We start from the raw sequence: 20,242 nt of genomic DNA on the forward strand, positions 1-20,242 counted from the left end.
CACATGGCGAGAATTGCCGTGTGCGACGCGGACGCCTCTCGTAACGGCGCTTGCACATCTGTCGCACGAGATTAGAAACCAGTTCGAGCACCGGTTCGGCGGCGCTGACCGATCCAGCTTTCGTACATCGCCTGATCTGCGAACAGGGCGCCGGCGAATTTGGTTTTGGTGAGCCCCGGCAGCAACGCATTCACGCGAATGCCAAGCGGCCCGCACTCCTTGGCGAATGCGCGCGTCATGTTGACAACGGCCGCCTTTGTACCCTGCGGCGCCTGCGTGACGCTAGCGCCCTGCATCGCCGGCCCTGATCGTGCAACCCCTACACCACTCGCTCCCGCCTGATGGGCCGCACCCGTGTCTCGCGCGGATCCGGTCGCCGCACAGGTCGACATCAGCGCTGCAACTGTGAAGTTGCTGAAGCGCAAGTCCATTTTGGTCTCCATGGTCACGCGTTCATTGATGTGCGGGCGTGTCGACTCGACAAAGCGCTGCTGACACAGGAGCTTTTTCCATAGAGGCAGCCCGAAATCGCCGGATCCTCCCTCACGCGATCTGATGATCGCCGTGGCCAGGATACAAGCCAGCGGACGCAACGCTTTGCCGCGGCGATCACTTCCCATGTTCGATCCGTTAATGGACGGGACCGGTATTTTTGTTACCTACGACGAAATCGCGATGGAGCGCCGACTTTGGAAAGCGCAGGCGCTGCGAGCGCGCGTCAACGAATTGCCGAATTGGGCCCGGATTTTGCGCAGCATCTTGCACGCCTCCCGCTGCCGATCCAGTGCTTTGCGCAGGGGCGTGGTTCCCGACATTCACGCGGGCGCGTTGTTTCGGTGCGACCTGATCGCACGGACCTGAGGAGCAGACCATGGAAACGACAAACGGAGAAGGAACGGAGAAGGAAGTCGCCGGGAATGTGCAGCCAGCCGCCGGGGACCTGCTCGGCAATGTCGGCGCGCAAGTTAGCGAAACGGCAAGCGAATTGAGTGGCAAAGCGCAACAACTCTATGCCGACTTTGTGGATGTCGTACGCGAATCTACGGTGGAGCGGCCGCTCGCGGCGCTGGCAATTGCCGCTGGCGTCGGATTCATCCTCGGGGCGTTACGCGCGGCAAATCGCTCGACGCCCGATAACAGCCGAAGCGACTGGAGAGATCGGGAGTAAGGCCATTTACACCAGGTGGCGCGCCAGGGCGCTTCCACAACGAGCCGACCCCGAGGAGTTCCGCAATGTCCATGCGTTCGAAAGTCACGAAGTGGCGAAACGTCGGCAGATTTTGCGTCGAGCGAGCCACCGATTATGGTGAGTTGCTCGGGGTCGAACTTGAGGAGACCAGGACGCGCCTGGTCCGCGAGTTGAGCGCACTGGTTGCCCTGGCCGTCGCCGGGCTGTTCACACTGTCGTTCGTGTGCATTGCGATCATCGCGACCGCGTGGCGTACACCGTACTTTCTCCAGGTGGTATGGGGCGTTGCCGCGACGTGGCTGGTGGTTTCCGTGATTTCTTTGCTCTTCGTCCGCGCCCAGAAACCTGGACGCTCGCTTCATCTTTTGCAGAGAGAAATCCGGAGCGATCTCGACACGTTGAAGGAGGCGCTGAAATGAACCGCACCGTTAGCATCAGGGAAGCCGAGGCCGCCATCCTGCTGCGCATGGCGGAAACACGCGCAGGGCTGCTACTGGCAAATAGCCTCCCACCATCGACCCCGAGCATACGGGGACAGACGCGCTCTCCTGCGCTTGGCCTCGTCGTCTCGCTCACGGAGGCACCGCGCGTCACGCTGCTGCTGGCGTTATGCGTCGGCGCCATCGTCCTCGGACCTCGCCGGACTATCGTCGTTGCCGGCCGCTCCGGGATCACCGCATGGCTCGGAGGCGCCGTCCGGAAGGTCTTGCGTGGCGAAACCCAGGCTGCAGCGGCAGACAGTCGGTCACGACGTGCATGATGCCGAGTCGGCGGAACTGGCTGCGTTGCTGATACGACGTGCCAGTGTGGCGGAGCGCGTGGCAGGACGTCCGCTGCTCCTGCACCCCGGGCGGTCACCCAAATTCCTCCGGGCGTGGTCACTTCAAACTCCCCCACCTTGCGGTCCGATCTGAGCAGACCGACGTCGCCGATCGCACCGCGTAGCCGGACGTTATTTTTACCTCCTTGGCCAGCCCGGGAGGTGGGAGTTGAACGTCTTGAAGCCGCATCAGCAAAGTACGGTGTTCACGTTGCTGGAACTCAACAAGAGCCAGCGCGAGATTCATCGGATCACTGGAATCGACCGCAAGACGATCCGCCGTTACATGGCGATCTTCGCTGCACGCGCAAGCGCGTCCGCAAATTCCCCCACTGCGGTGACCATCGGCTCGAGGCCACCAGATCAAACTCCTCCACCCCCGCGACCACCGGCTTTTGAGGTCGCACCGGCCGGGACACATAACTTCGATTTTGCCCGCTCGTTGTGCGAGCCTCACCGGCAATGGATCGAAGAGCAGGTCTGCCTGCAGCGAAACGCTCAGGCAATTTACCAGGATCTGGTCGACGAGTTTTCGTTCGCTGCGAGTTACGAGAGCGTCAAACGGTTCGTGCGCGCGCTGCGACACGTCGATCCCGAGCAATTCGACCGGCTCGATTTCCTGCCCGGCGAGGAGGCCCAGGTCGACTATGGCGAGGGCGCTCCGACCCGCGATCCAAAGACTGGACGTTATCGGCGACCGCGGCTATTTGTGATGACGTTGCGTTATTCGCGCCACAGTTTCCGGCGGGTTGTCTGGAAATCCGGGCAGGAGGTGTGGGCGCGACTGCACGAAGAAGCGTTCCGCTATTTCGGTGGTTGTGTTCATTACGTCGTCCTCGATAACCTCAAGGAAGGGGTTATCACACCGGACCTGTACGAGCCGGAGATCAATCATCTTTACGCTGCGATGCTCGATCACTATGGCGTGATCGCCGATCCTGCACGCGTCCGCGATCCGAACCGGAAGGGTACGGTTGAGAACGCGATCCAGCATACGCAAGGCACCGCGCTGCGCGGCCGGAGTTTCGATTCTATCGAAGAGCAGAACGCGTTCCTTGTGCGCTGGGAGGCGAACTGGGCGTCAAAGCGCCTGCATGGGCGCGCTCGCCGCCAGGTCGAGTCGATGTTCGAGGAGGAGAAGCCGCACCTCCGAGCATTGCCGCTGACTGCATTCCGTTACTTCAAGCAGGTCGTTCGCACTGTCTCCGACGATACGACCGTCCGGATCGACCATAGCTGGTACGCAGCCCGTCCCGCCGCAATCGGCAGCACGGTGCTGGTGCGCGTCTTCGATTCAACCATTGAAGTTCGGGATCGACAGACACAAGCGCTGTTACGCATCCACCCGCGTTTCACGGAGCCCGGTCAATTGCTACTGCCCGAGGACGAGCGTCCGTTCAATCCGTCCCGGCAAACCGCCTTCCTGCTCTCAGCCGCAGGCGACATCGGTCCGCAAACGAAGGCACTTTGCCAGCGAATGTTTGAAGCCCAGGGACGCGTTGGCCAGCGGGGCATGTGGGGCATCGTCGGTCTGGCAAAGAGATACCCGGCCCGCATCGTTGAGCAAGCCTGCAGCCAGGCACTGCAGTACCGCCTCCAATCCTACAAACAGGTTCGCAAGCTGGTCGAGCGACTGTTCGAGCAGGCACTGGAACAGCTTGATCAGGCGCCCCAGGTCGCTTTGCCTCTTACCCAGAATCACGCGCTAATCCGTCCAGCTGCCGAATACGGTGAGCTGTTCAGCCTCGGCGCACGACAGCAACTCAACCCATTGTCGTTGAACAACGGAGAGACCAACGAATGACCATGTCGATGCCAGAAATCGAGCGTTCGCTCAAACAGCTCCACCTGTCCGGCGTGCGCGACACGCTGGAGACCCGCATACTGCAGGCACAGGCGGCAAATCAACCGTTCATCGAAACCTTCTCGATCATTCTGCAGGACGAACTGGATCGTCGTCAGTCCCGGCTGATCGATCGTCGGCATAAACAGTCGGGCCTCGACGAGAAGCTCACGTTCGCCGAGTTTGACTGGACATTCAATCCAAAACTCCCTCGGCAGGCCTGTCTGGAGTTGCGAACGCTGAAGTTCGTTTCTGCTGGCGAGAACGCACTTCTCATCGGCAAACCCGGCACTGGCAAATCGCACATCGCGAAGGCCGTCGCGAATCAGGCGGTGATGCAAGGCTACAAAGTACAGTATCTCGAAACCGACGACTTCTTCGCCCGCTTCAATCTCAGCGAGCCCGAGCAGCAGGAGAAACGCCTGCGCACCATTCTCGACTGCGATCTGCTAGTTCTGGACGACCTGTTCCTGTCGCGATCGATTCCAGATGCCGCTGGTGCGCTGCTGCAGACCCTCGTCCATCAACGATACAAACTACGCCGCAGCACCATGGTCACGTCCAACCGCGTCGTTCAGGACTGGGGCGCCTACCTCGGCGATAACACCATGAGCAGCACCATTCTCGACCGACTCATGCACCACTGTCACTCGCTTGAATTCGACGGCCGAAGTTACCGGCTGAAGGAGGCTGCTGAAACTCTTGCGCGCAAAACCAAAGCGAGCTAAAAAACAATCTTGTCCTGCTGCCGGGTGGAGGAGTTTGCGCGACCACAAGTGGGGGAGTTTGAAGTGACCATCCGGGCCTGCACTGCGATAACGGCAGCCGGATGAAGGGCGCGACGATGCTCGCCACCCTGAAAAACCCAAGGGCGTGGCCTCGTTCAGCCGGCCCCCGGTGAGTGACGACAACCCGTTCGCGGAATCGCAACGGAAAGAACTAAAGCCGGTTGCTTGAAGTGACGCGACAACGGGCGCGGGGCCAACAAGACAGGACCGGCACAAGGCGTTCCGAAGTTGAAATATCGCGCGGAAATGCGCTTTAGTTGATTCGGCGATGAAGATGCGGTCGGGCGCGTCTTCATCGCTTTTCGTTGGTGCTCGGCCGCCTGCCGGACTGATTCTCGCCCTGCCCACTTACGATCGGTAGCGGCCCACCCAGTGTAAAAGTGAGCGCTCTAGAGTGGACGCGTGCGACCTCGGCTGAAAAGTCGCAGAACAGCGAGCAGGATGACCGCGCCAATGAGCGCCGTTATCAATGAGCCGATGATGCCACTGCCCAGATGAAGTCCGAGGGCTCCCCCAAGCCATCCTCCGATAAACGCTCCAACAATTCCGACGATGATATCGACAACGATGCCAAAGCCGCCGCCGTCGACTATACGACCAGCCAGAGCGCCGGCGATGCCGCCAATAATCAGCCAGAAAATGATTCCATGCGAGACCGGGTCCATGTTTCTTTCCCTATAGAGGTAAATCCGCATTAACGGCGAGCAAGCATTCCGATGATGAGTCCGCCGATGAGTGCCATAGTGACCGCTTTCCACGGAGCCTCATGAACGTAATCGTCGGTCGATTCAGAGACGACACGGTACTTCGTCTTGACCACTTCCTGTGCACCAGCAATCTTGTCCTTCAGGTCGGCCAGAACCCGGGCACCGTTTGGTCGTTCGCGGTCATTGTCGTCGGACTTGGGTGTCGAGCTACTGGCCGGCTGAGATAAACCGGTGGAGCCGCCGTGGGTGGATTGAAGAGACTCGTCCATATAAACCTCCATTCTGTTAGTGCTCAAGACTGAGCAAGTGGTGTGCCTTCCAGATAGCGCAGCCAATAATCGTGGGAAGCGACTCTGTCATCTGCTTTTTCAGCACCGTAAATGTCGGGCAGCGAATGAATGAACAAATCCTTCAATGTCTTCGTAGGCATGTCTCTCCTTCAGTCGGTAGGGAACCGCAACTGGAAAAAAGCGCGGTGTAAGCGCAGCGGCGCAAACCCCCTTCGCGCTCGGCAAAATGTCTGAACCTGACGGGACACCGGCGCCCAGCGTATGACGAGACGATTCACAAACGTCTCCGGCACTTGCTGTCTTGCAAACTTCTGTTGCAACAAATGGTGCGGCAGCGCTTGAGTATCTTCGCGATGGGCCGCGGTAGAGACGGTTCGACGCCGGGCGATGAAGACTCGGGTCCCTGGAACGAGGGCCCCGGTTGGCAATTTGTTGAGACGCCCGAACCTGCCGTCACGGCGGCGACGGCTTGGCGTCAGTGAACATATTGGGCGCGGACCTTAAAACCCTGACGGCTATGGCTGCGCGGACGGCTTCGGACACGAACTCGGACCCGGCTACAGGAGCCGACCTGGGTGGGGACAATATACGGCGGACCCGGAAGAGTGAGCGAGGCGTGTTGGCATCTCTTAGATTTTCTCCGCCTCGGCCGGGTTGACGATCGCTGAGGTGTTAGCGACGGTTGCGTCGTTACTGCTGTGCGACAGAAAACGCTTTCGGTGACAAGAGCGTAGGTGCGATGGCGCCCACGAGCGCGAAAGCGTTCGCGGACGTCATCGCTGACAGGAAGAGTTACGTCGCCATGACGCCCCTTAGGCCACTCGTAGCCCCTGTCGTCTTCTGGGCCAGTCGCCTACACCGCCCCTCGCACGGACGAAGATGCTGCCGCGCTGCCGGCTTCGACCGGCGGCTGATGACGGAATCCGAGGCCTCCTGCCCCCAGCGCTATGATGGCACCGACGAACAGGGCGGCGACGGAGAACCAGCTCGCACGCGCGACGGCACGCGCCGCGGTGTCGGCGGCCTGTCGAGCATCCGCTTCCGCTTGGGGGCTGGACGCTGCTGCTGTGACAGATGCGATAGCGTTGCCCGCCTTTTGCGTCAGGGAATTTATCGGATTGTTTCCCGCATTCGTCTGGTTCGCGGGCACGCCGATCGCCGCGCCGGCCGACGCGACGTTCCCGACGACACTGACCGCACCGCCAATTAGTGATGCCATCTCGAACACAACGAAAAGAATCATCACCGCCCACGCCAGCAGTCCATGCAGCCAGCCCAGAACTGGCGCGCAACGACCCGAAAAGTACGCTCCGGCAAATACGGATACGACGGTCGTGACAATCATCCAGGCGCCTGAGCCGAAACCAAATGCACGGGAAGGGTTTGGCTGGGATAGCGGATTGAGCAATGACGCACCGATGGCCGTGCCAAGTACGCTCATTACAAGGTAGACAAGGAGCGAGATAATGACGCCAGTGAAAACCGCACCCCACGAAACGCGCGGCAGTCCCTCTTGGGTTACTAGGAGTCGCATGGCAAGTCTCCGGTTGAATTGGCTGTTTCAGGTGGATTCGCCGGAAATGCCCCGGCACGCGAGACCCCGCAAGCGGCATTCCACTGTCGCTGCTCGGTGCTAACTCAGCAAGCAACTGGGTGATTCTGCTGTCCCGATTGTTCTGGTGGCGGACCTGTCGTCACTCGCGCAAGACGACTTCTGACTGACCTTGGAAAACCACCGTTAGACCTATCCGTATGATGTTAAAGGTCGGCGAATATCCTTCACAGCGATGCCGGAACACGTCTGGGAAATGGCCGACGACGAATGTCGAAGCCTCGCGGCGTCGGTGCGCGACGCGGTCGGCTACGAGCAAACGACCGCCCCGGTGGAAGAGTTCCGATGGGCGGACCTGTTTCGCGGCAACCGGCGCTCCACCTGCAATTCCGACTGTTATTGCGTCGCTGATCATCGTGCTCATACATCGCGTGCTTCCGTGCGCGTGTGTCGCCGGATTCGCGCAACAGGTCCGTCGCCATGGAGGTGCACAGAACCGCAATGACGGCCAGCCCGGCGATAACGATACCGGTCACGATGATCTCCACGACATGTCTCGTCCGACGGGTTCGGTCAGATTCAGACCGGGCGTGTTGAGCGCAGCAACCGCGCACCGAGCCTTATTTATGTGATCAGCAGTCGAGCAAAGACCTTCAGGTACGGAGCTCCGACAGGCCAGAAGCGCGGGACCGGTCGGGTACCAGTGGAGCGAAAGGGAGCGCCGCCGGATGAGCCGCACTCCCCCGTCCTGATTGAGTCCTCACTGCGCGAACGCGCGGGACACGATCAGAATGGCCACCAGCCCTTACCGCCGCTGCCTCCGTCATCGTTGCGGGACCGGCCGTCATCGCGTGCGTGATCGTCATGATCGTCGGAGTCCCGCCCGAAGTCGAAAAGATCGAACAGGTCGCCGATCGCGGGAGCATTAACCGGGACGTACGGGTTGTCGCTGCGCTGGACCGGGTTTGGCAGGTTGTCACGGCTGCGCCCCGTAATCGGCGGCAGCCCCCAGTTGCGCTCGATGAATTTGACCAGCGACGCGTGATCCGCGTACCCGTGCGAAATGCGCCCTCCCGACGAATACTTCGACACAGCGATCATTGGAATACGCGATCCATCGCCAAAGAAGTCGATGGGCTGGATGTAGCCTGAATCGTAGTAGCCACCGCCCTCGTCCGTGGTGATGAGAATCGCCGTAGTGGCCCATAGTTTCGGATCGCTCTTCACCGCATCAACCAGTTTCCTCACGAACGCCTCGTAAAGCCCGAACTTCGAGGACGTCGGGTGCCCGTCGAGCAGTCCGCCCGGCTTCACGAATGAAACGGCGGGCAGATTGCCGTCGCCGATGTCCGCATACAGATCCGGCAGGTCGGCAAGGTGCGTCTCGCGGACCTGCTGATTTGTCATGATTGACGTCTCATACAGGAACGGATTGCAGATGTTGCAATAGACGCTTTTCGACGGATCGCTGATGAAGCTGCGCCACCCTTCACCGTAGTACTTCCACGGGATCTTGCGCTCGAGCAGCGTGTCGCCGATTGTGCGCACCGGCGAGGGCGGTATCGTGAACGGCGACTTCGTCCTGTCGAGCACCGTGCCGTCCCCGTTGTAACCCGGGTTGTAATTGTTGAGGAGGTAATAGTGCTTCGGCGCACAATTTGGCTTTGGGTCGTAGGGCAGCGCTTCAAGGTATCGACGGATCGGGCGGACACCGGGCTGGCCGGGGTCCGAACAGTTGCTGTAGCTGCCGCCCGAGTAGCCGTCCTGCGTGTACCAGTTGTTCGTGCCGGCGAGCGGGTTGGGGTTTTCAATCTGGTCCGACGGCGGCGTTGCCGCGTTGCCGGCGCCGTCGGTGTAGTAGTACGCATCGGCCGCGCCGATCATGATGCTGTTGGCTCCGGTGCCGCCCATCACCGGTTGATGATAGTTGTCGCTCATCGCGTATTGGCGCGCCAGCTGCGTGAAGTACGGCATGTCGCCGTTGTTCACGTTGTAGAAGCCGAGCGCATTCGAGCCTTCACCAGTAGTCTGGTCGGTGAAGGGCGTGGGTTGCGGCTTCCCGTTGCTGCCCGCACCGATGCTGGTCTCGACCCACGCGAACAGATCGGCCAGACAGCCGCTGGGATTTGCGTGGCTCGCATGCGCGACTGCGCAGTCCGCCTGCTGCCACGCCTGGTAGAAGCGATGAACCGGACCACCCATGTAGGCATCGTAGAGCGGTGGCTGCAGAAGATACGGACCGTTCAGCAGCGAGTTGTAGTTGGCCACCCGCGAATCCTTCGCATCCGTCGGCAGCCCTGAAGCGCCGGTCAACAGTTGATCGATGTCGGACACCTCCAGAGCGTCGCTTTCGGTTTGCGCGGCCGCATCGTGCGTCAAGAAAGGTGGCGGGCTTGCGTCGCTAGCCGCGGTCGCGGTCCCACCGGTGTTCGGTGCGGGCAGTGTTCCGTACGGAGTTTTGTTCGAGGGGGCGAGCGAGAAGTCGGCCGGTCCCATCAATTGTGCCTGGTATTGCTGAGCCTTTTTGAAGTGTGGGCCTGGTGAGCCGTCCGCGTTGACAATGCCCTGCGACAGCAGGTTCCACACTGATTGACCCCGTTTCGGTTGGTAGGTGCCGAACACGTGGTCAAACGTCCGGTTTTCTCCGACAACCACGATCACATGTTTGATCGGCGTGCGCGTTTCGGACTTGTGGTCATCACCTGCTGCCGTCACGCCTGTGGGCCACGTCGCGAATGCGAGCGCGCCCGCTGCCGCACATGCGCTGAGCGAAACCCGTACGCACACCTTATTGCATCGTTGTGACAAGTGGAACATTGCCATCTCCGTCTCCTTACCGTTGGTTACGACGGTAAGACCTTAGGGTGCGCCCATGAACCTTGGGAGTCGCTGGCATTACACTTAGCTGTCGTTGGACAGTCCGACCGCGTGAAGCACGATATAAAGGCGATGGATTGCTAGTGTGTGTCCGATATCGGCGAGCCCTCCTTACGGCGATGATCGTTCGCTGCCATCGGGTGCGCCGCTTCGTGTCGGGCGGGGAAAAACGGTGCGCGTGGCGACACGCGCGTAGATCTGTGCGTTCGTCAAGTACGCGAATACCATTCGTACACGACGGCTGCGTCAACTGTGAGGCGCATGCACGCAAACGGCGACGAGCCGAACTACACCTCGGGTCGTCACTCGGACGGAGTTGCCGCAGGAAATGGACTGTGCCAGTCCATCCAGTCATATGCATCGCCAGAGTGCGCCCATGCCCAGTTCCTTGCCGAATTCGGACTGGTTGCCTCAATAGCAGGATTCTTCACCGAATCGAACTTGTTCGGGTCATTCGTGCTGCTCTCGGCATCGGTATTCTGGAAATTCGTATGCTCGCAGTACATGGCCACATCCTTCAACAGCTTGGAAAACATATAACTATTTGCATCGACCGCTCAAAGACCGAAGTGCTGTCGGGGCGGTTATCTCTGGCGAACGAAACGCGAGCAGGATACAGCGCGTCACACAGACGCTTGCCGCTCGACTTCCTCGTACGAGACCTTGGTCGCGGATCCTGTACGCGCACACGATGGCGCTCGGACATCCGCGGACTCAGTCGGGCACGACCGCGCGATGATCGACCAGCGCCATTTCTTTCGAAGGCCGCCACAGTGCACACGAAAAAAATGCGGCAAGCACGGTATGCATCACCTTGTCGGTCATCAATTGCGGATCGCACATTCTGAAAAACTGCACACCATCGCACAGGCTCATCAAGCCAAGCGCGAGAGCGTCGGTCGGGAGAACCATTGGTCCACCATTGCGGTCCGAAATCGTGCCGACGTACGCGCCAATCTGTTCGAACCTGTTGTGCCGGAAGGCACTAAAGCGCTCCTGAAACGCGGTATCTCGGCCCGCGAGTAGCTTGGCTTCGACCCAAAGGGGAAAGCAATCGTTTTCAAGAAAAGATCTGCTGTAGTGCGCGACGACGCGCTCCTTCATTTCCTCGGCCGTGCCACCCTCCTTCATGATCCCCTGAAGATTCGCTAGCGCCCTATCGTCTTCGCGTCGTAGTAGCTCGATCAGCAGTTCCCGTTTGCCGCCGAAATTCGAATAGAACGCGCCGCGCGTATAGCCAGCCGCCTCAGCGATTTCCTCAACGCTTGTTGCGGCCACTCCTTTTTCAATGAACATCTTCCGCGCAGCCTCAAACAGAAACTCTCGAGTCCGTTCTCTGCGCTGTGAATGTGTCAGGCGTTCGCGCTGCATGGAATAGCGTACCGGTCAGGCCGCCATCCGAGTTGTCGCCAATGGGCGCGTGTGTCAGATGACGCGTTTCAAAATGGTTCAGTCAATAACGGATATGTGTCTCACAGACTGCAACCAAATGACATTAGACTCAATACTGATGGTTGCGTCAACTTTATTAATAGGGTCTCCAACAAAGTGCGCTGGATACACGGGGCGTCGTAGCGAATAGCGGAATCCGGAAAAAGGTACGGAACGGTCAGACGAGGCGCCAGAACGCCCTTCGTGAGGAATCGGTGCAGTATGTCAAGAGCGCCTTCGTCGCGTTGGAATGTGTTCTAGCGACAGGGCGCGCCGTTCGAGTGGCCCGGCGACTGCCTATGCAGCTGGGCCGCCGGTGAGCGGGGCCCGTCGCTCTCAGGCAAAGCAGCTTCATTGCGCGATCATGCGACCACAGCGTCATTAGTGGCCTGGACGAGACTGACCTCGCCCAGGTAAGCGCTTTCGCCCAGTTCGCATTCGCACGAAGCGTTGCCGAGGTCATGACGGATCTCGACCCGGTAGATGCCGCTTCCCTTTACTAGGCCGCCGAACCGGAAATCACCGAAGCCGTCTGAGACAGTTTCAGCCAGCTTCTCGTTGCCGACGTACAGCGCCACCGCCGCATCCGTGACGCACTCGACCACGTCACCGATACGCGCGCTGACGCTTCCGCCAATGAAGCAGGTTTCCCAGCGCTCGAGGCCGCTATACCAGACGCGAGGCTTTGCGCCCAGGTTGGGCCGCAACACTTTGAGTCCCTCGCGCCGGGCCTTTTCTGCCATCGCAGCATCATCGAGTTTGACCGTCTCGAAGACGTCGGTGGGACATGACTGCTGGCAACGCGGCTGAGGCCAACCCTGATCGAGCAAATGGGCGTCGAAGATCCAGGTCTGCGGCAGTTGCAGTTCTTCATTCCAGACGATCGCCTTGTACGGGCAGGACTTCACGATGTCCTTGCGGCCCCGCGCCTTGTCCGGGTCGATGATGACGATGCCGTCGGCGCGCTTGCGAATGGCGTCGCCGCCCACCCGCATGCAAGGTGCTTCGTCGCAGTGGTTGCACATGACAGGCAGATACGTGGTCTCAACCATATGCGAATCGCCCTGAACACGGCGCAGGATGCGCACCGTGCTGTCGGCGTCGGCTGCGGCGGGCGCGGCATAACCTGGGAAGTCGTTGCCGACGTGCTCGTCCCGCGCGGCAATGACGCAGTTCTGGCAGTTCTCGCAACGCCCGACTTTGATAACCAGATTCCACTTGCTCATTCCATGTTCCTCACGCTGCGCGACCGAGCATGAACGCCTCGGCACTTCTCCATTTTTCGACCTGCACCAGGCAGGAGTTGGGACTCATGCTGCTCGTGCCGGCGGTTTGAGGCCGGTCGGGGGTCAGCATATTCATACAACCGCCGATCTCGACGCGCTCGCCATCGATTTCAATCAGCTTGAATTCAGCACTTGCCTCGTACGACTTGACCACTCCCGCGGTGACCAGCGCCGAGACGTCGGCCGCGCAGATCACGGCGCCACGGTCGTTGTAGACCTTGACGAGGTCACGATGGGCAATGCCTCGAATAGCCGCATCGGCCGGACCAAGCCTCAGCAGCCAGAAGCGGTGGCCGCCAATCAGCGCGCGATGGTCCTCGACGCTGTTGACCGAGGAGTTCTTGCCGTCACAGTGGGTATGGAAGCTGTAACGGCTGTGAGTGGCGATCAACTGCAACGGATAACGCTGAGCCAGGTCCGAGCGCAGCCCCTCCCACGAGGGGATATACCGGTTAAGCGGTGGCCGCTCGGGATTGTCCGCAGTGTGCCGCTTCAGCAACTCGGGCACGAACTCCACCTTGCCGCTCGGCGTCTGCAGGCCCATGCCGAATTTTTCCGAAAACTGGGACGGCAGCGGATGGGGTTCCTGCAGGTCCTTGCGCCGTCCCTCCGCGAACCAGCGCATGTCCACCGGATGGCGCAATTCGGGCTTCTCCGGCGGCACGACGAAATAGCCCTTGCGGCAGAACTCGCGCCACGAAATGTGATCGGGCAGATCCGACGAGTCGAAGACCCGCCTGACCCAATCCAGTTCACTGCACCCCTCGGTGAACACCCCGCCAAGGCCCAGCCGCGTCAGGATGGCGGCGAAGATATCGTAGTCGGAACGGGACTCACCCAAAGGCTCGATGCACTTGTGCTGCAGTGTCATCACGCGATGATTGACCGTGCTAAACCCGTGATGGGCATAGCCCCCGGAATTCGCCCATTCGCCGATGTCCCATCGCTCCAGCGCGGTACATGCAGGCAGGATGATGTCGGCGAACTGGGCCTCGCCCTCCATCCAGATCGACTGGTTGACCACGAACTCGATGCTCGGATGCCGGTAGGCCTCGGGCCAGCGCCCGGAATTCGTCACCGTGCTGAAGGCGGACCCGCCGTAGCGGTAGATCATGTGGATGGGCGAATAGCCGGGCATGGGGTAGCTGAACGGCGCGAACTGGGCTTCCTGGGACATGCCGTCCCAGAGGTAGCCCGTCGCATGGCCGTTGATAATGGCGTCGGGCAGTTGCTGCCGCGGCACCATTTGCTTGACCGGATTCATGGACAGAATGTGCGGCATGCGCTGGTAATTGTTCACCGCATTGGCGGTCCACGCCAGGTCGCCGGATATGCCGCCGTCCGCGTAGCCAGGGAAATAGAAATGGAGGTCGTGGGGCACACCGGCTTCAAGGCAGCCGAAATTGACCCCCGGCTTACCCCAGCCCTGCATCGCCATCATCATGATCATGCACCGCGCCCATTGCGCTCCAGTCGCACCTCGGCCTGCTCCACCGAATCCCGCGCCGGTCATCCCCACCGCGAGATGGACCTTCCTGTTCCCCCATCGGCGCGCAAGCGCACGAACATCCTTGGCGGGCACACCGGTCTCGCTCTCCTGCCACTCGGGAGTCTTGGGAACGCCATCGGATTCGCCGAGAAGATAGGCCCTCCACTCGTCGAATCCGGTCGTGCGCGTGGCAACGTAATCCTTGTCGTACAGGTCCTCCACCGCCCACACATACATGATGGCGGTGGCGAGCGCGGCATCGGTTTGTGGCCGGACCGGAATCCAGCGCCCGCCCAGCAATTGCGCGGTCGGGTTGCAGTGCGGGTCGATATGAACGAACTCAATGCCGAGCTCCTTGGCCCACAGGCGCCGCGGCGTGCCCTCGAATCCCGCGTAGGCCCCGTTGGTACTTTCTGGGTCGCAGGACCAGAAGACGATCATGTCGGCTTCCTGCAGGCAATCCTCCACTCCACCATAGCCGGATGGCACGCCGACGCGCATCGAGTTGCCGAAATGATGCATGGCACCCCAGTACCAGCCTTCCCAGCTGTCCGGATTGGCCGCGACCCGGGTGAAGCCGATCAGGTTGGCAAAGCGCGTCAGTGCGCTGAGGTAGTAGCCCACGTTGCCCCACTGGTGATGAGACGACATCGGGAAGGTGATGGAACCGGGACCGTGAACGCGCTTCTGCCGGTTGATTTCCCTGGCGACAATGCCCAGGGCCTCGTCCCAGCTGATACGCACATAGCCGGATTTGCCCCGGTTCTGTGGATTGCGCTCGCCGTCAGGGTCGAAGTCGACCCGCTTCATCGGATGAAGGATGCGCTTGTCGGAATAGACGAGTGACTTGAGCGTCAAGGCGTGGGGTGCTACCAGGCTACGCCGTGGCGGGCTGAAACGGCGTCCGCGCGCCTCGATCACATAACTGGGCGCATCCGTGCTGTCCAGTTCGATGGGAGTCACCCGAACGACGCGGCCATCCTTGACGTAGACGAACAGAGGACCGCCGTTGGTACAGGTGGTGTAGCGGCGCGTGCCATCGCGCAGAGGCGTGCCCATCGGCAGGCCGACGGTGCGCATCATGCCCAGGGTCTGCATTAACCAAACCAGCAGTTCGTCTTCGCCCTCGGTCACCACCTTGAAATTCTTGGCAGCGTGGATGATCTCGCCCTGGTCAGGGTTCGGAGAAAGGAATTTCAGGGCGGTGGCGACATCCTTGAAGGCCATGCGCACGTCGGCCCGCGGATGCTTGCCGGCGCGCGACCGCACGCGCCCGTTCCTGAATGTGATGACGCGGCCGACGCTTTCATCCATCAGTCCGATCCAGGCCACGAGATCGCGCTCCTTCAGGCGATCACGATAAGCGGGAAAGCGGCGTGCCGTCAGGTCAAGAACCTTGGGCAAGGCAAACAGAATGGTCTTGAGGACCTGTCGTTTCATTATTCAATCCAAAGAAAAGCTTCGTTTGCTGCGCAAGCGCAGGCATGACGGCATGACTGAGCGCTTCCCCGGGCGGGCGAGTGGCCCGGGCGAGCGCGGCCATGTCAGGCTGTAAGTCAGAGACCCGGCAACGCCGGGCTCCATTGCAGCAACATGTCGCAATCGACCGCGAAATCGCGGACCGCAGCCGGGTCCGGGTGGCGAAAAATCATGTCCATGTCTTCGATGAGCGTTTCAAATCTCTCGATTCGTGCATTGGCGATCTCTACGCGCTAGAACGTATAGGCGACGTTCAGGAAGACGTTAATGGGATCGATTCGCAGCGTCGATCTGGAAACGATGTGCGTCCCAGTTGCGGTCGTCCCGTCCAGGGTAAGGTGAGTCTTTAGCGGAACGTAACCGACAGCGGTTCCGACAGACCAGTGTTTTGTGATCGCATAATTTGCCCCGATTTCAAATACCGGATTCCAGGACGAACTGAGTGACGCGTGTGCCGACCCGCCCGGACCAAGGTTATCCGTGACAAACTGGCTGTTGGTTGTCCGAACCTGTGTGAACCATGTGTAGTTCACTCCTAATCCGACGAAAGGACGGAATTTCGACTGGGCTGCAAACAGGTGGTATCGGAGGACGATAGCGGGCGGGATCGGTCTCGTCGACCCGAGGGTTCCATACTTCTTGAGCGTGCCATCGCCGACCAAGTTCACTGTGAGTGGCAGTCCAATAAGCGTGGCGACGCCGATGTTGTCGGTGACGTAATATTCGGTGGTAATTCCCATCGTATCCGTGGAACTCGCGTGCGCGCCGGTGCCGGAAAGTTGCTGATTCACCGTAACGCCGCCGACGCTTTCTACTGTGAGCGGCGTTGCATTTCCCTGTGGCGCGACGTGAAGCCACCCTGTCGAAAGCGTTATGCTTCCTGCCGATTGCGCATTGGCATTGCCGATAAGCGCAGCCGAGCAGATGCAAGCCACCATACCTACCGAACTGATTGCGCGTTTGTAATTCCGCATGTCTCTCCTCCTGTCGCTCTGTTTCGAACTTGTTATGAATCATCGGTGTCGCAACTGGATCTACCCGAATGATTTTTTTTCCTCATTTCGTATAGCTAAACACATGCCACGCACTCCGATTACCCCGCGCCCTGGTAAGCGTGCATGGCCAGGCGTTCCGTCTCAGGCGGGAACACGCACCACGTACCGTCGCGGTGCCGGAAGAAAAAGAATCCAAGCGGGCCGGCCGGTAGCAGTAGTTCGATACGCACGCAGGGTCTCTGATTCGAGTGTGCGCGACTGAATCGAGTAACGCGAACCGGCGTCGAAGAAGTCGGCCCAAGCCATTTTTCAACCTGCGAACGCAAAGACCGTTCTGCTCCAGTACTCATGCTCTTTTCCCGCAAACCATTAGGTGTTCTAAACTCGAAACACTGGCAGGTGTCAGTACCGCGACTTCGCGGCGCCTACGCCCGGTTAAACTTTAATCCGGGTGCGTGACCGAACCCGTCCCTGTGATGTCGTGGCTCGTGTCACGTTGCGCTGCCCTGCGCATCTCTCGCTGCTGGGTCTTTCTCACCCGACGGTTGCTCTGCCCGCAACGGCCTCGCGGCGGCCGAGATCGAAAATGCGAACGGAAAGCGCCCGAGCGCGGATGTCGCCAATGCTTCAAACGCGGGGTCGGCAAGTTCGACGTGGAGCGACATTCCGCGCGAGGCGTCATCAATGAGGCGAACGGTTGCATCCGCGACGCCAGCTTCCGCGAGCGCCGACTTCAGGGCGTCTACCGTTTCGCGCCGTTTAAGCGCTGGTTTGAAGATCTTGCCGACGCCGGTCAGTGGCATCGCATCCACGATCCGTATCCCCTTCGGCAACGCGGCGCGTTCGTTGATCTCGTGACGCAGAAACTCGGCCAGTTCCGCTTCGGTTGCGGTTGTGCCTGGCTTCAGTTGGACATAGGCGACCGGCAACTCGCCCGCGTGCATATCGGGGCGCCCTACAGCCGCGGCGATCTGGACTGAGGGATGGCGATGCAATGGTTCCTCGATTGCCGCAGGGTCGATGTTGTGTCCGCCCCGGATAATGAGTTCCTTCTTGCGGCCGGTGAGCCAGAAGTAGCCGTCAGTGTCGCAGCGTCCGAGATCGCCGGTATTGAGCCACCGCCCGCCGTCGCCACCGTCCATCCAGATGCCATTGTTCTGCTCCGGCCGCGTATAGCCAGCGAACACGTTGGGCCCCGAGATAACCAGCTGGCCGACCTCATCCGCAATGCAATCCCGAACATAGCGGCCAGCTTCATCGACCACTACGGCTTTCATTGCCTGCCCTGGAAGACGCAGACCAATCGAACCGACCCTGCGCTCTCCAACCGGCGGGTTCACGCTGCTAACGCAGGTACCTTCGGTGAGGCCGTAGCCTTCGAGGATTCTTATTCCTGTACGATCCTGGAACGTGCGAAGCAATTCCACCGGCATGGGGGCGGCACCGCACAACCCATACTCGAGTGAACTGATATCGTGTTCGCCGACCGGAACGTCGAGCAGCGATCCGTAGAGTGTCGGGACACCGCTGAAGAAGTTAATGCGGTAATGCTCGACGATTTCCCAGAAACGATTTACAACGCCCTCGCCCCTGTAACCTTGCGGTGTGCCGAGTACGACGTGGGCACCACGCGAAAGCGCCAGCAGACCTGTCACCATCACGGCGTTGACATGGAAAAGCGGTAGCCCGCAAAAAATCGTTTTCCCTGGACCAATGCTGTCGCCGAAGAATTGACCGGCGTTCCACGCATTGGCCACCTCATTGCGGTGCCGGCGAACCGCAATCTTCGGCAACCCCGTGGTGCCGCCCGTGCAGAAGAATGACGAGACATCATCGCTGCTCATCCGACCGCTGGTGTTGACCGCCTCCCCCGATTCCCTCGCGATTACGGTGCTGAAATCGTGGATGCCGACATGTGCAGGCACGGCACCGTGCACGCCGCCAGGCCCATGCAGATGTGAACCCTCACCACGTCGAAGCACCCTGGCGGCAAGTCCCTTTTCGCCCGGCATGCGGGCGGCCGGGTTCACGAGTACCAGATGCTGCAGGCAAGGGAGCTTGTGCAGCACTGCCTGCACCTTCTGCCAGAGGTCGGTTCCGGGCAGCGGCGCCAGCGTGACGAGCACGCTCGCGCATGAGGCGTTGAGCAGTTCGCCGATGGCGTCACTCTCAAGCAGCGGATTGATCGCGCAGACAATGCCGGCGGCTTCGCCGCCCCAGATCACGAAGTGCGTCTCAGGGAGATTCGGCAGAACGTAAGCGATAACGGAGTCGCGCCGTACTCCCAGGCGCGCAAACATGTTCGCGGTTCGCGTGACATCGCGCACGAATTCGCTGTACGTCCAGCACTCTGCGTGCCGGTGGTCGTCGGCGGTTGCAAAGAAAGAAAGTGCGGGTGCCGACGGATTAATCGCCGCGCCCCGGCAGATCATCTCGTAAGTGCTCAACGGAAGATCCGCCGGCAGTCCCTGCGTTTCGATGGCAAGGACTTCGTCCATGTTTGCGATGCCTTTCATGCGGCCTGTTCCACAACGACGTTATGCTGCACGCCCAGATCGATCGAGCGATCGTAGCTGGCGATGTGCGCCTCCACGACGTCTCCCACTCGCAGGTATTGCGGTCTTTCCTCCTGCATCTTCAGGAACAGACGCCATTTTTCTGCGTCGGGCAGCTGCGCCGCGGCGCGTTGCTTTTCGGGCGATGGAATGCTCAATGCACAGCCGGACGGCGTGCCCGTCGCGAGCAGATCGCCAGTGTGCAGATCATGCACGCCTGAAAGCTCCGACAAGGTTTCTGCCGGTCCATAGACAAGACCCGCGGTCGTGTCATTCTGGCGGACGGTTCCGTTTACCGTCAGCGTCAGCACGAGTTCCTTCAACTTCGGAATATCGTGTTTCTCAAGGAGGCAAAGGTAAGGGCCGACAGGGCCGAACGTGCGATAGCTCTTGCCCTTGTAGAACTGCATCTGCGGAATCTGGATGTCGCGCGCGGAATAGTCGTTGACGATAACGGCGCCGGCGATGTACTCATGCAAGTTCTCTTCAGTGACAGTCTTTCGCGACCTGATGCCGCGTTTGAGGACAAGACCGAGTTCGATCTCGTAGTCGAGGAACTGCACCTCCCTGGGCTTCACGACGGATGAGTCGGCGGGAACGATGCAGCTCGTCGCCTTCGTGAAGATCATGTTGAACTTCTTCACATCCGGATCCATGCCGGACTCGATCATATGCTGGCGATAGTTCGCGCCCTGGCAAAGGAACTGCTGGTTGTCAGTAATGGGCGACAGCCAGTCCACCTCCGACTCGGGAATCGTCGAACCGCCTAGCACCAGCAGCCGTTCGACTGGATTCGCCTCGATGAACTCGGCGGTCGTGTTGAACTCGCCGGGAATCGGCGTAATCGCGCCGTTGGCCACGATGCCCCATTGGGCGCGGCCATAGTGACTGTAATGCAGAACATGAAGTGCCATTTATCGATCTCCGGTTTCTATTGAAGG

At 60.2% G+C, this 20,242-nt stretch carries 17 protein-coding genes and 3 pseudogenes; 7 read left to right on the forward strand and 13 right to left on the reverse strand.

All coding sequences use genetic code 11. The annotated features are described in order from the left end of the window. Window positions 1–110: 110 nt before the first annotated feature. Window positions 111–620, reverse strand: a pseudogene (locus B0G80_RS47890) (SDR family oxidoreductase); the annotation flags it as partial. Here B0G80_RS47890 and B0G80_RS34435 point away from each other — a divergent pair. The 5 genes from B0G80_RS34435 to istB all read left to right on the forward strand — a co-directional run bounded on the left by B0G80_RS34435 (window position 556) and on the right by istB (window position 4,580). Beyond that, a complete protein-coding gene (locus tag B0G80_RS34435) occupies window positions 556–861 on the forward strand; it encodes a hypothetical protein (RefSeq protein WP_147309952.1) in 306 nt (101 codons plus the stop codon). The pseudogene B0G80_RS47890 and the gene B0G80_RS34435 sit on opposite strands and share 65 nt — an antisense overlap. A 10-nt stretch (window positions 862–871) precedes the next feature. Then, window positions 872–1,168, forward strand: a complete 297-nt coding sequence (locus B0G80_RS34440; protein ID WP_116122255.1) for a CsbD family protein — start codon at window positions 872–874, stop codon at window positions 1,166–1,168. 65 nt (window positions 1,169–1,233) lie between these two features. Continuing rightward, window positions 1,234–1,608, forward strand: coding sequence for a phage holin family protein (locus tag B0G80_RS34445; protein ID WP_106283052.1), 375 nt, complete (start codon window positions 1,234–1,236; stop codon window positions 1,606–1,608). A gap of 570 nt (window positions 1,609–2,178) precedes the next feature. Further along, window positions 2,179–3,813, forward strand: a complete 1,635-nt coding sequence (istA, locus tag B0G80_RS34455; RefSeq protein ID WP_116122256.1) for an IS21 family transposase — start codon at window positions 2,179–2,181, stop codon at window positions 3,811–3,813. Further along, entirely contained in the window at window positions 3,810–4,580 is a 771-nt protein-coding gene (gene istB / locus B0G80_RS34460; protein ID WP_116116777.1) for an IS21-like element helper ATPase IstB, read from the forward strand. Before istA ends, istB begins: the two co-directional genes overlap by 4 nt. A 449-nt stretch (window positions 4,581–5,029) precedes the next feature. Here the strand turns inward: istB and B0G80_RS34465 are convergent, their stop codons facing one another. Genes B0G80_RS34465 through B0G80_RS46185 form a run of 3 tightly spaced genes read right to left on the reverse strand, consistent with a single transcriptional unit; the run spans window position 5,030 to window position 5,777 of the window. Next, on the reverse strand, window positions 5,030–5,305 hold the full coding sequence (locus B0G80_RS34465; protein ID WP_106283231.1) for a GlsB/YeaQ/YmgE family stress response membrane protein: 276 nt from the start codon (window positions 5,303–5,305) through the stop codon (window positions 5,030–5,032). 29 nt (window positions 5,306–5,334) lie between these two features. After that, complete coding sequence (locus tag B0G80_RS34470; RefSeq protein ID WP_116122257.1) at window positions 5,335–5,616, reverse strand: YqjD family protein; 282 nt, start codon at window positions 5,614–5,616, stop codon at window positions 5,335–5,337. 23 nt (window positions 5,617–5,639) lie between these two features. Further along, a complete protein-coding gene (locus B0G80_RS46185; RefSeq protein WP_181920230.1) occupies window positions 5,640–5,777 on the reverse strand; it encodes a hypothetical protein in 138 nt (45 codons plus the stop codon). A 243-nt stretch (window positions 5,778–6,020) separates the two neighbouring features. Here B0G80_RS46185 and B0G80_RS47435 point away from each other — a divergent pair. Continuing rightward, window positions 6,021–6,295, forward strand: a pseudogene (locus tag B0G80_RS47435) (hypothetical protein); the annotation flags it as partial. Between the two features lie 195 nt (window positions 6,296–6,490). Here the strand turns inward: B0G80_RS47435 and B0G80_RS34480 are convergent. Next, a complete protein-coding gene (locus B0G80_RS34480) occupies window positions 6,491–7,171 on the reverse strand; it encodes a hypothetical protein (RefSeq protein WP_116122258.1) in 681 nt (226 codons plus the stop codon). 220 nt (window positions 7,172–7,391) lie between these two features. On the opposite strand from B0G80_RS34480, the pseudogene B0G80_RS34485 reads away from it, so the two are divergent. After that, a pseudogene (locus B0G80_RS34485) lies at window positions 7,392–7,694 on the forward strand (ParB/Srx family N-terminal domain-containing protein); the annotation flags it as partial. A gap of 281 nt (window positions 7,695–7,975) precedes the next feature. Here the strand turns inward: B0G80_RS34485 and B0G80_RS34490 are convergent. The 8 genes from B0G80_RS34490 to B0G80_RS34530 all read right to left on the reverse strand — a co-directional run bounded on the left by B0G80_RS34490 (window position 7,976) and on the right by B0G80_RS34530 (window position 20,215). Beyond that, entirely contained in the window at window positions 7,976–10,012 is a 2,037-nt protein-coding gene (locus B0G80_RS34490) for an alkaline phosphatase family protein (RefSeq protein WP_258879129.1), read from the reverse strand. 356 nt (window positions 10,013–10,368) lie between these two features. After that, a complete protein-coding gene (locus B0G80_RS34495; protein ID WP_116122259.1) occupies window positions 10,369–10,602 on the reverse strand; it encodes a hypothetical protein in 234 nt (77 codons plus the stop codon). A gap of 178 nt (window positions 10,603–10,780) precedes the next feature. Beyond that, window positions 10,781–11,437, reverse strand: a complete 657-nt coding sequence (locus B0G80_RS34500) for a TetR/AcrR family transcriptional regulator (protein WP_116122260.1) — start codon at window positions 11,435–11,437, stop codon at window positions 10,781–10,783. Window positions 11,438–11,859: 422 nt separating this feature from the next. Then, window positions 11,860–12,723, reverse strand: coding sequence for a 4Fe-4S dicluster domain-containing protein (locus B0G80_RS34505; RefSeq protein WP_116122261.1), 864 nt, complete (start codon window positions 12,721–12,723; stop codon window positions 11,860–11,862). Between the two features lie 10 nt (window positions 12,724–12,733). Next, a complete protein-coding gene (locus B0G80_RS34510; RefSeq protein ID WP_116122262.1) occupies window positions 12,734–15,712 on the reverse strand; it encodes a molybdopterin-dependent oxidoreductase in 2,979 nt (992 codons plus the stop codon). A gap of 272 nt (window positions 15,713–15,984) precedes the next feature. Further along, window positions 15,985–16,725, reverse strand: a complete 741-nt coding sequence (locus B0G80_RS34515; protein ID WP_116122263.1) for an OmpW family protein — start codon at window positions 16,723–16,725, stop codon at window positions 15,985–15,987. Window positions 16,726–17,237: 512 nt separating this feature from the next. Beyond that, complete coding sequence (locus tag B0G80_RS34525; protein ID WP_116122265.1) at window positions 17,238–19,262, reverse strand: acyl-CoA synthetase; 2,025 nt, start codon at window positions 19,260–19,262, stop codon at window positions 17,238–17,240. Beyond that, window positions 19,259–20,215, reverse strand: coding sequence for a fumarylacetoacetate hydrolase family protein (locus B0G80_RS34530; protein ID WP_116122266.1), 957 nt, complete (start codon window positions 20,213–20,215; stop codon window positions 19,259–19,261). The genes B0G80_RS34525 and B0G80_RS34530 overlap by 4 nt, the downstream gene beginning before the upstream one ends. Between the last annotated feature and the right edge of the window lie 27 nt (window positions 20,216–20,242).

Source organism: Paraburkholderia sp. BL6669N2 (assembly GCF_003387275.1).
Classification (GTDB): domain Bacteria; phylum Pseudomonadota; class Gammaproteobacteria; order Burkholderiales; family Burkholderiaceae; genus Paraburkholderia.

Coding starts and splice junctions, on each gene's coding strand:
- B0G80_RS34435 (WP_147309952.1), top strand. CDS start 556: ATGATCGCCGTGGCCAGGATACAAGCCAGCGGACGCAACGCTTTGCCG.
- B0G80_RS34440 (WP_116122255.1), top strand. CDS start 872: ATGGAAACGACAAACGGAGAAGGAACGGAGAAGGAAGTCGCCGGGAAT.
- B0G80_RS34445 (WP_106283052.1), top strand. CDS start 1,234: ATGTCCATGCGTTCGAAAGTCACGAAGTGGCGAAACGTCGGCAGATTT.
- istB (WP_116116777.1), top strand. CDS start 3,810: ATGACCATGTCGATGCCAGAAATCGAGCGTTCGCTCAAACAGCTCCAC.
- B0G80_RS34465 (WP_106283231.1), bottom strand. CDS start 5,305: ATGGACCCGGTCTCGCATGGAATCATTTTCTGGCTGATTATTGGCGGC.
- B0G80_RS34470 (WP_116122257.1), bottom strand. CDS start 5,616: ATGGACGAGTCTCTTCAATCCACCCACGGCGGCTCCACCGGTTTATCT.
- B0G80_RS46185 (WP_181920230.1), bottom strand. CDS start 5,777: ATGCCTACGAAGACATTGAAGGATTTGTTCATTCATTCGCTGCCCGAC.
- B0G80_RS34480 (WP_116122258.1), bottom strand. CDS start 7,171: ATGCGACTCCTAGTAACCCAAGAGGGACTGCCGCGCGTTTCGTGGGGT.
- B0G80_RS34490 (WP_258879129.1), bottom strand. CDS start 10,012: ATGGCAATGTTCCACTTGTCACAACGATGCAATAAGGTGTGCGTACGG.
- B0G80_RS34495 (WP_116122259.1), bottom strand. CDS start 10,602: ATGTTTTCCAAGCTGTTGAAGGATGTGGCCATGTACTGCGAGCATACG.
- B0G80_RS34500 (WP_116122260.1), bottom strand. CDS start 11,437: ATGCAGCGCGAACGCCTGACACATTCACAGCGCAGAGAACGGACTCGA.
- B0G80_RS34505 (WP_116122261.1), bottom strand. CDS start 12,723: ATGAGCAAGTGGAATCTGGTTATCAAAGTCGGGCGTTGCGAGAACTGC.
- B0G80_RS34510 (WP_116122262.1), bottom strand. CDS start 15,712: ATGAAACGACAGGTCCTCAAGACCATTCTGTTTGCCTTGCCCAAGGTT.
- B0G80_RS34515 (WP_116122263.1), bottom strand. CDS start 16,725: ATGCGGAATTACAAACGCGCAATCAGTTCGGTAGGTATGGTGGCTTGC.
- B0G80_RS34525 (WP_116122265.1), bottom strand. CDS start 19,262: ATGAAAGGCATCGCAAACATGGACGAAGTCCTTGCCATCGAAACGCAG.
- B0G80_RS34530 (WP_116122266.1), bottom strand. CDS start 20,215: ATGGCACTTCATGTTCTGCATTACAGTCACTATGGCCGCGCCCAATGG.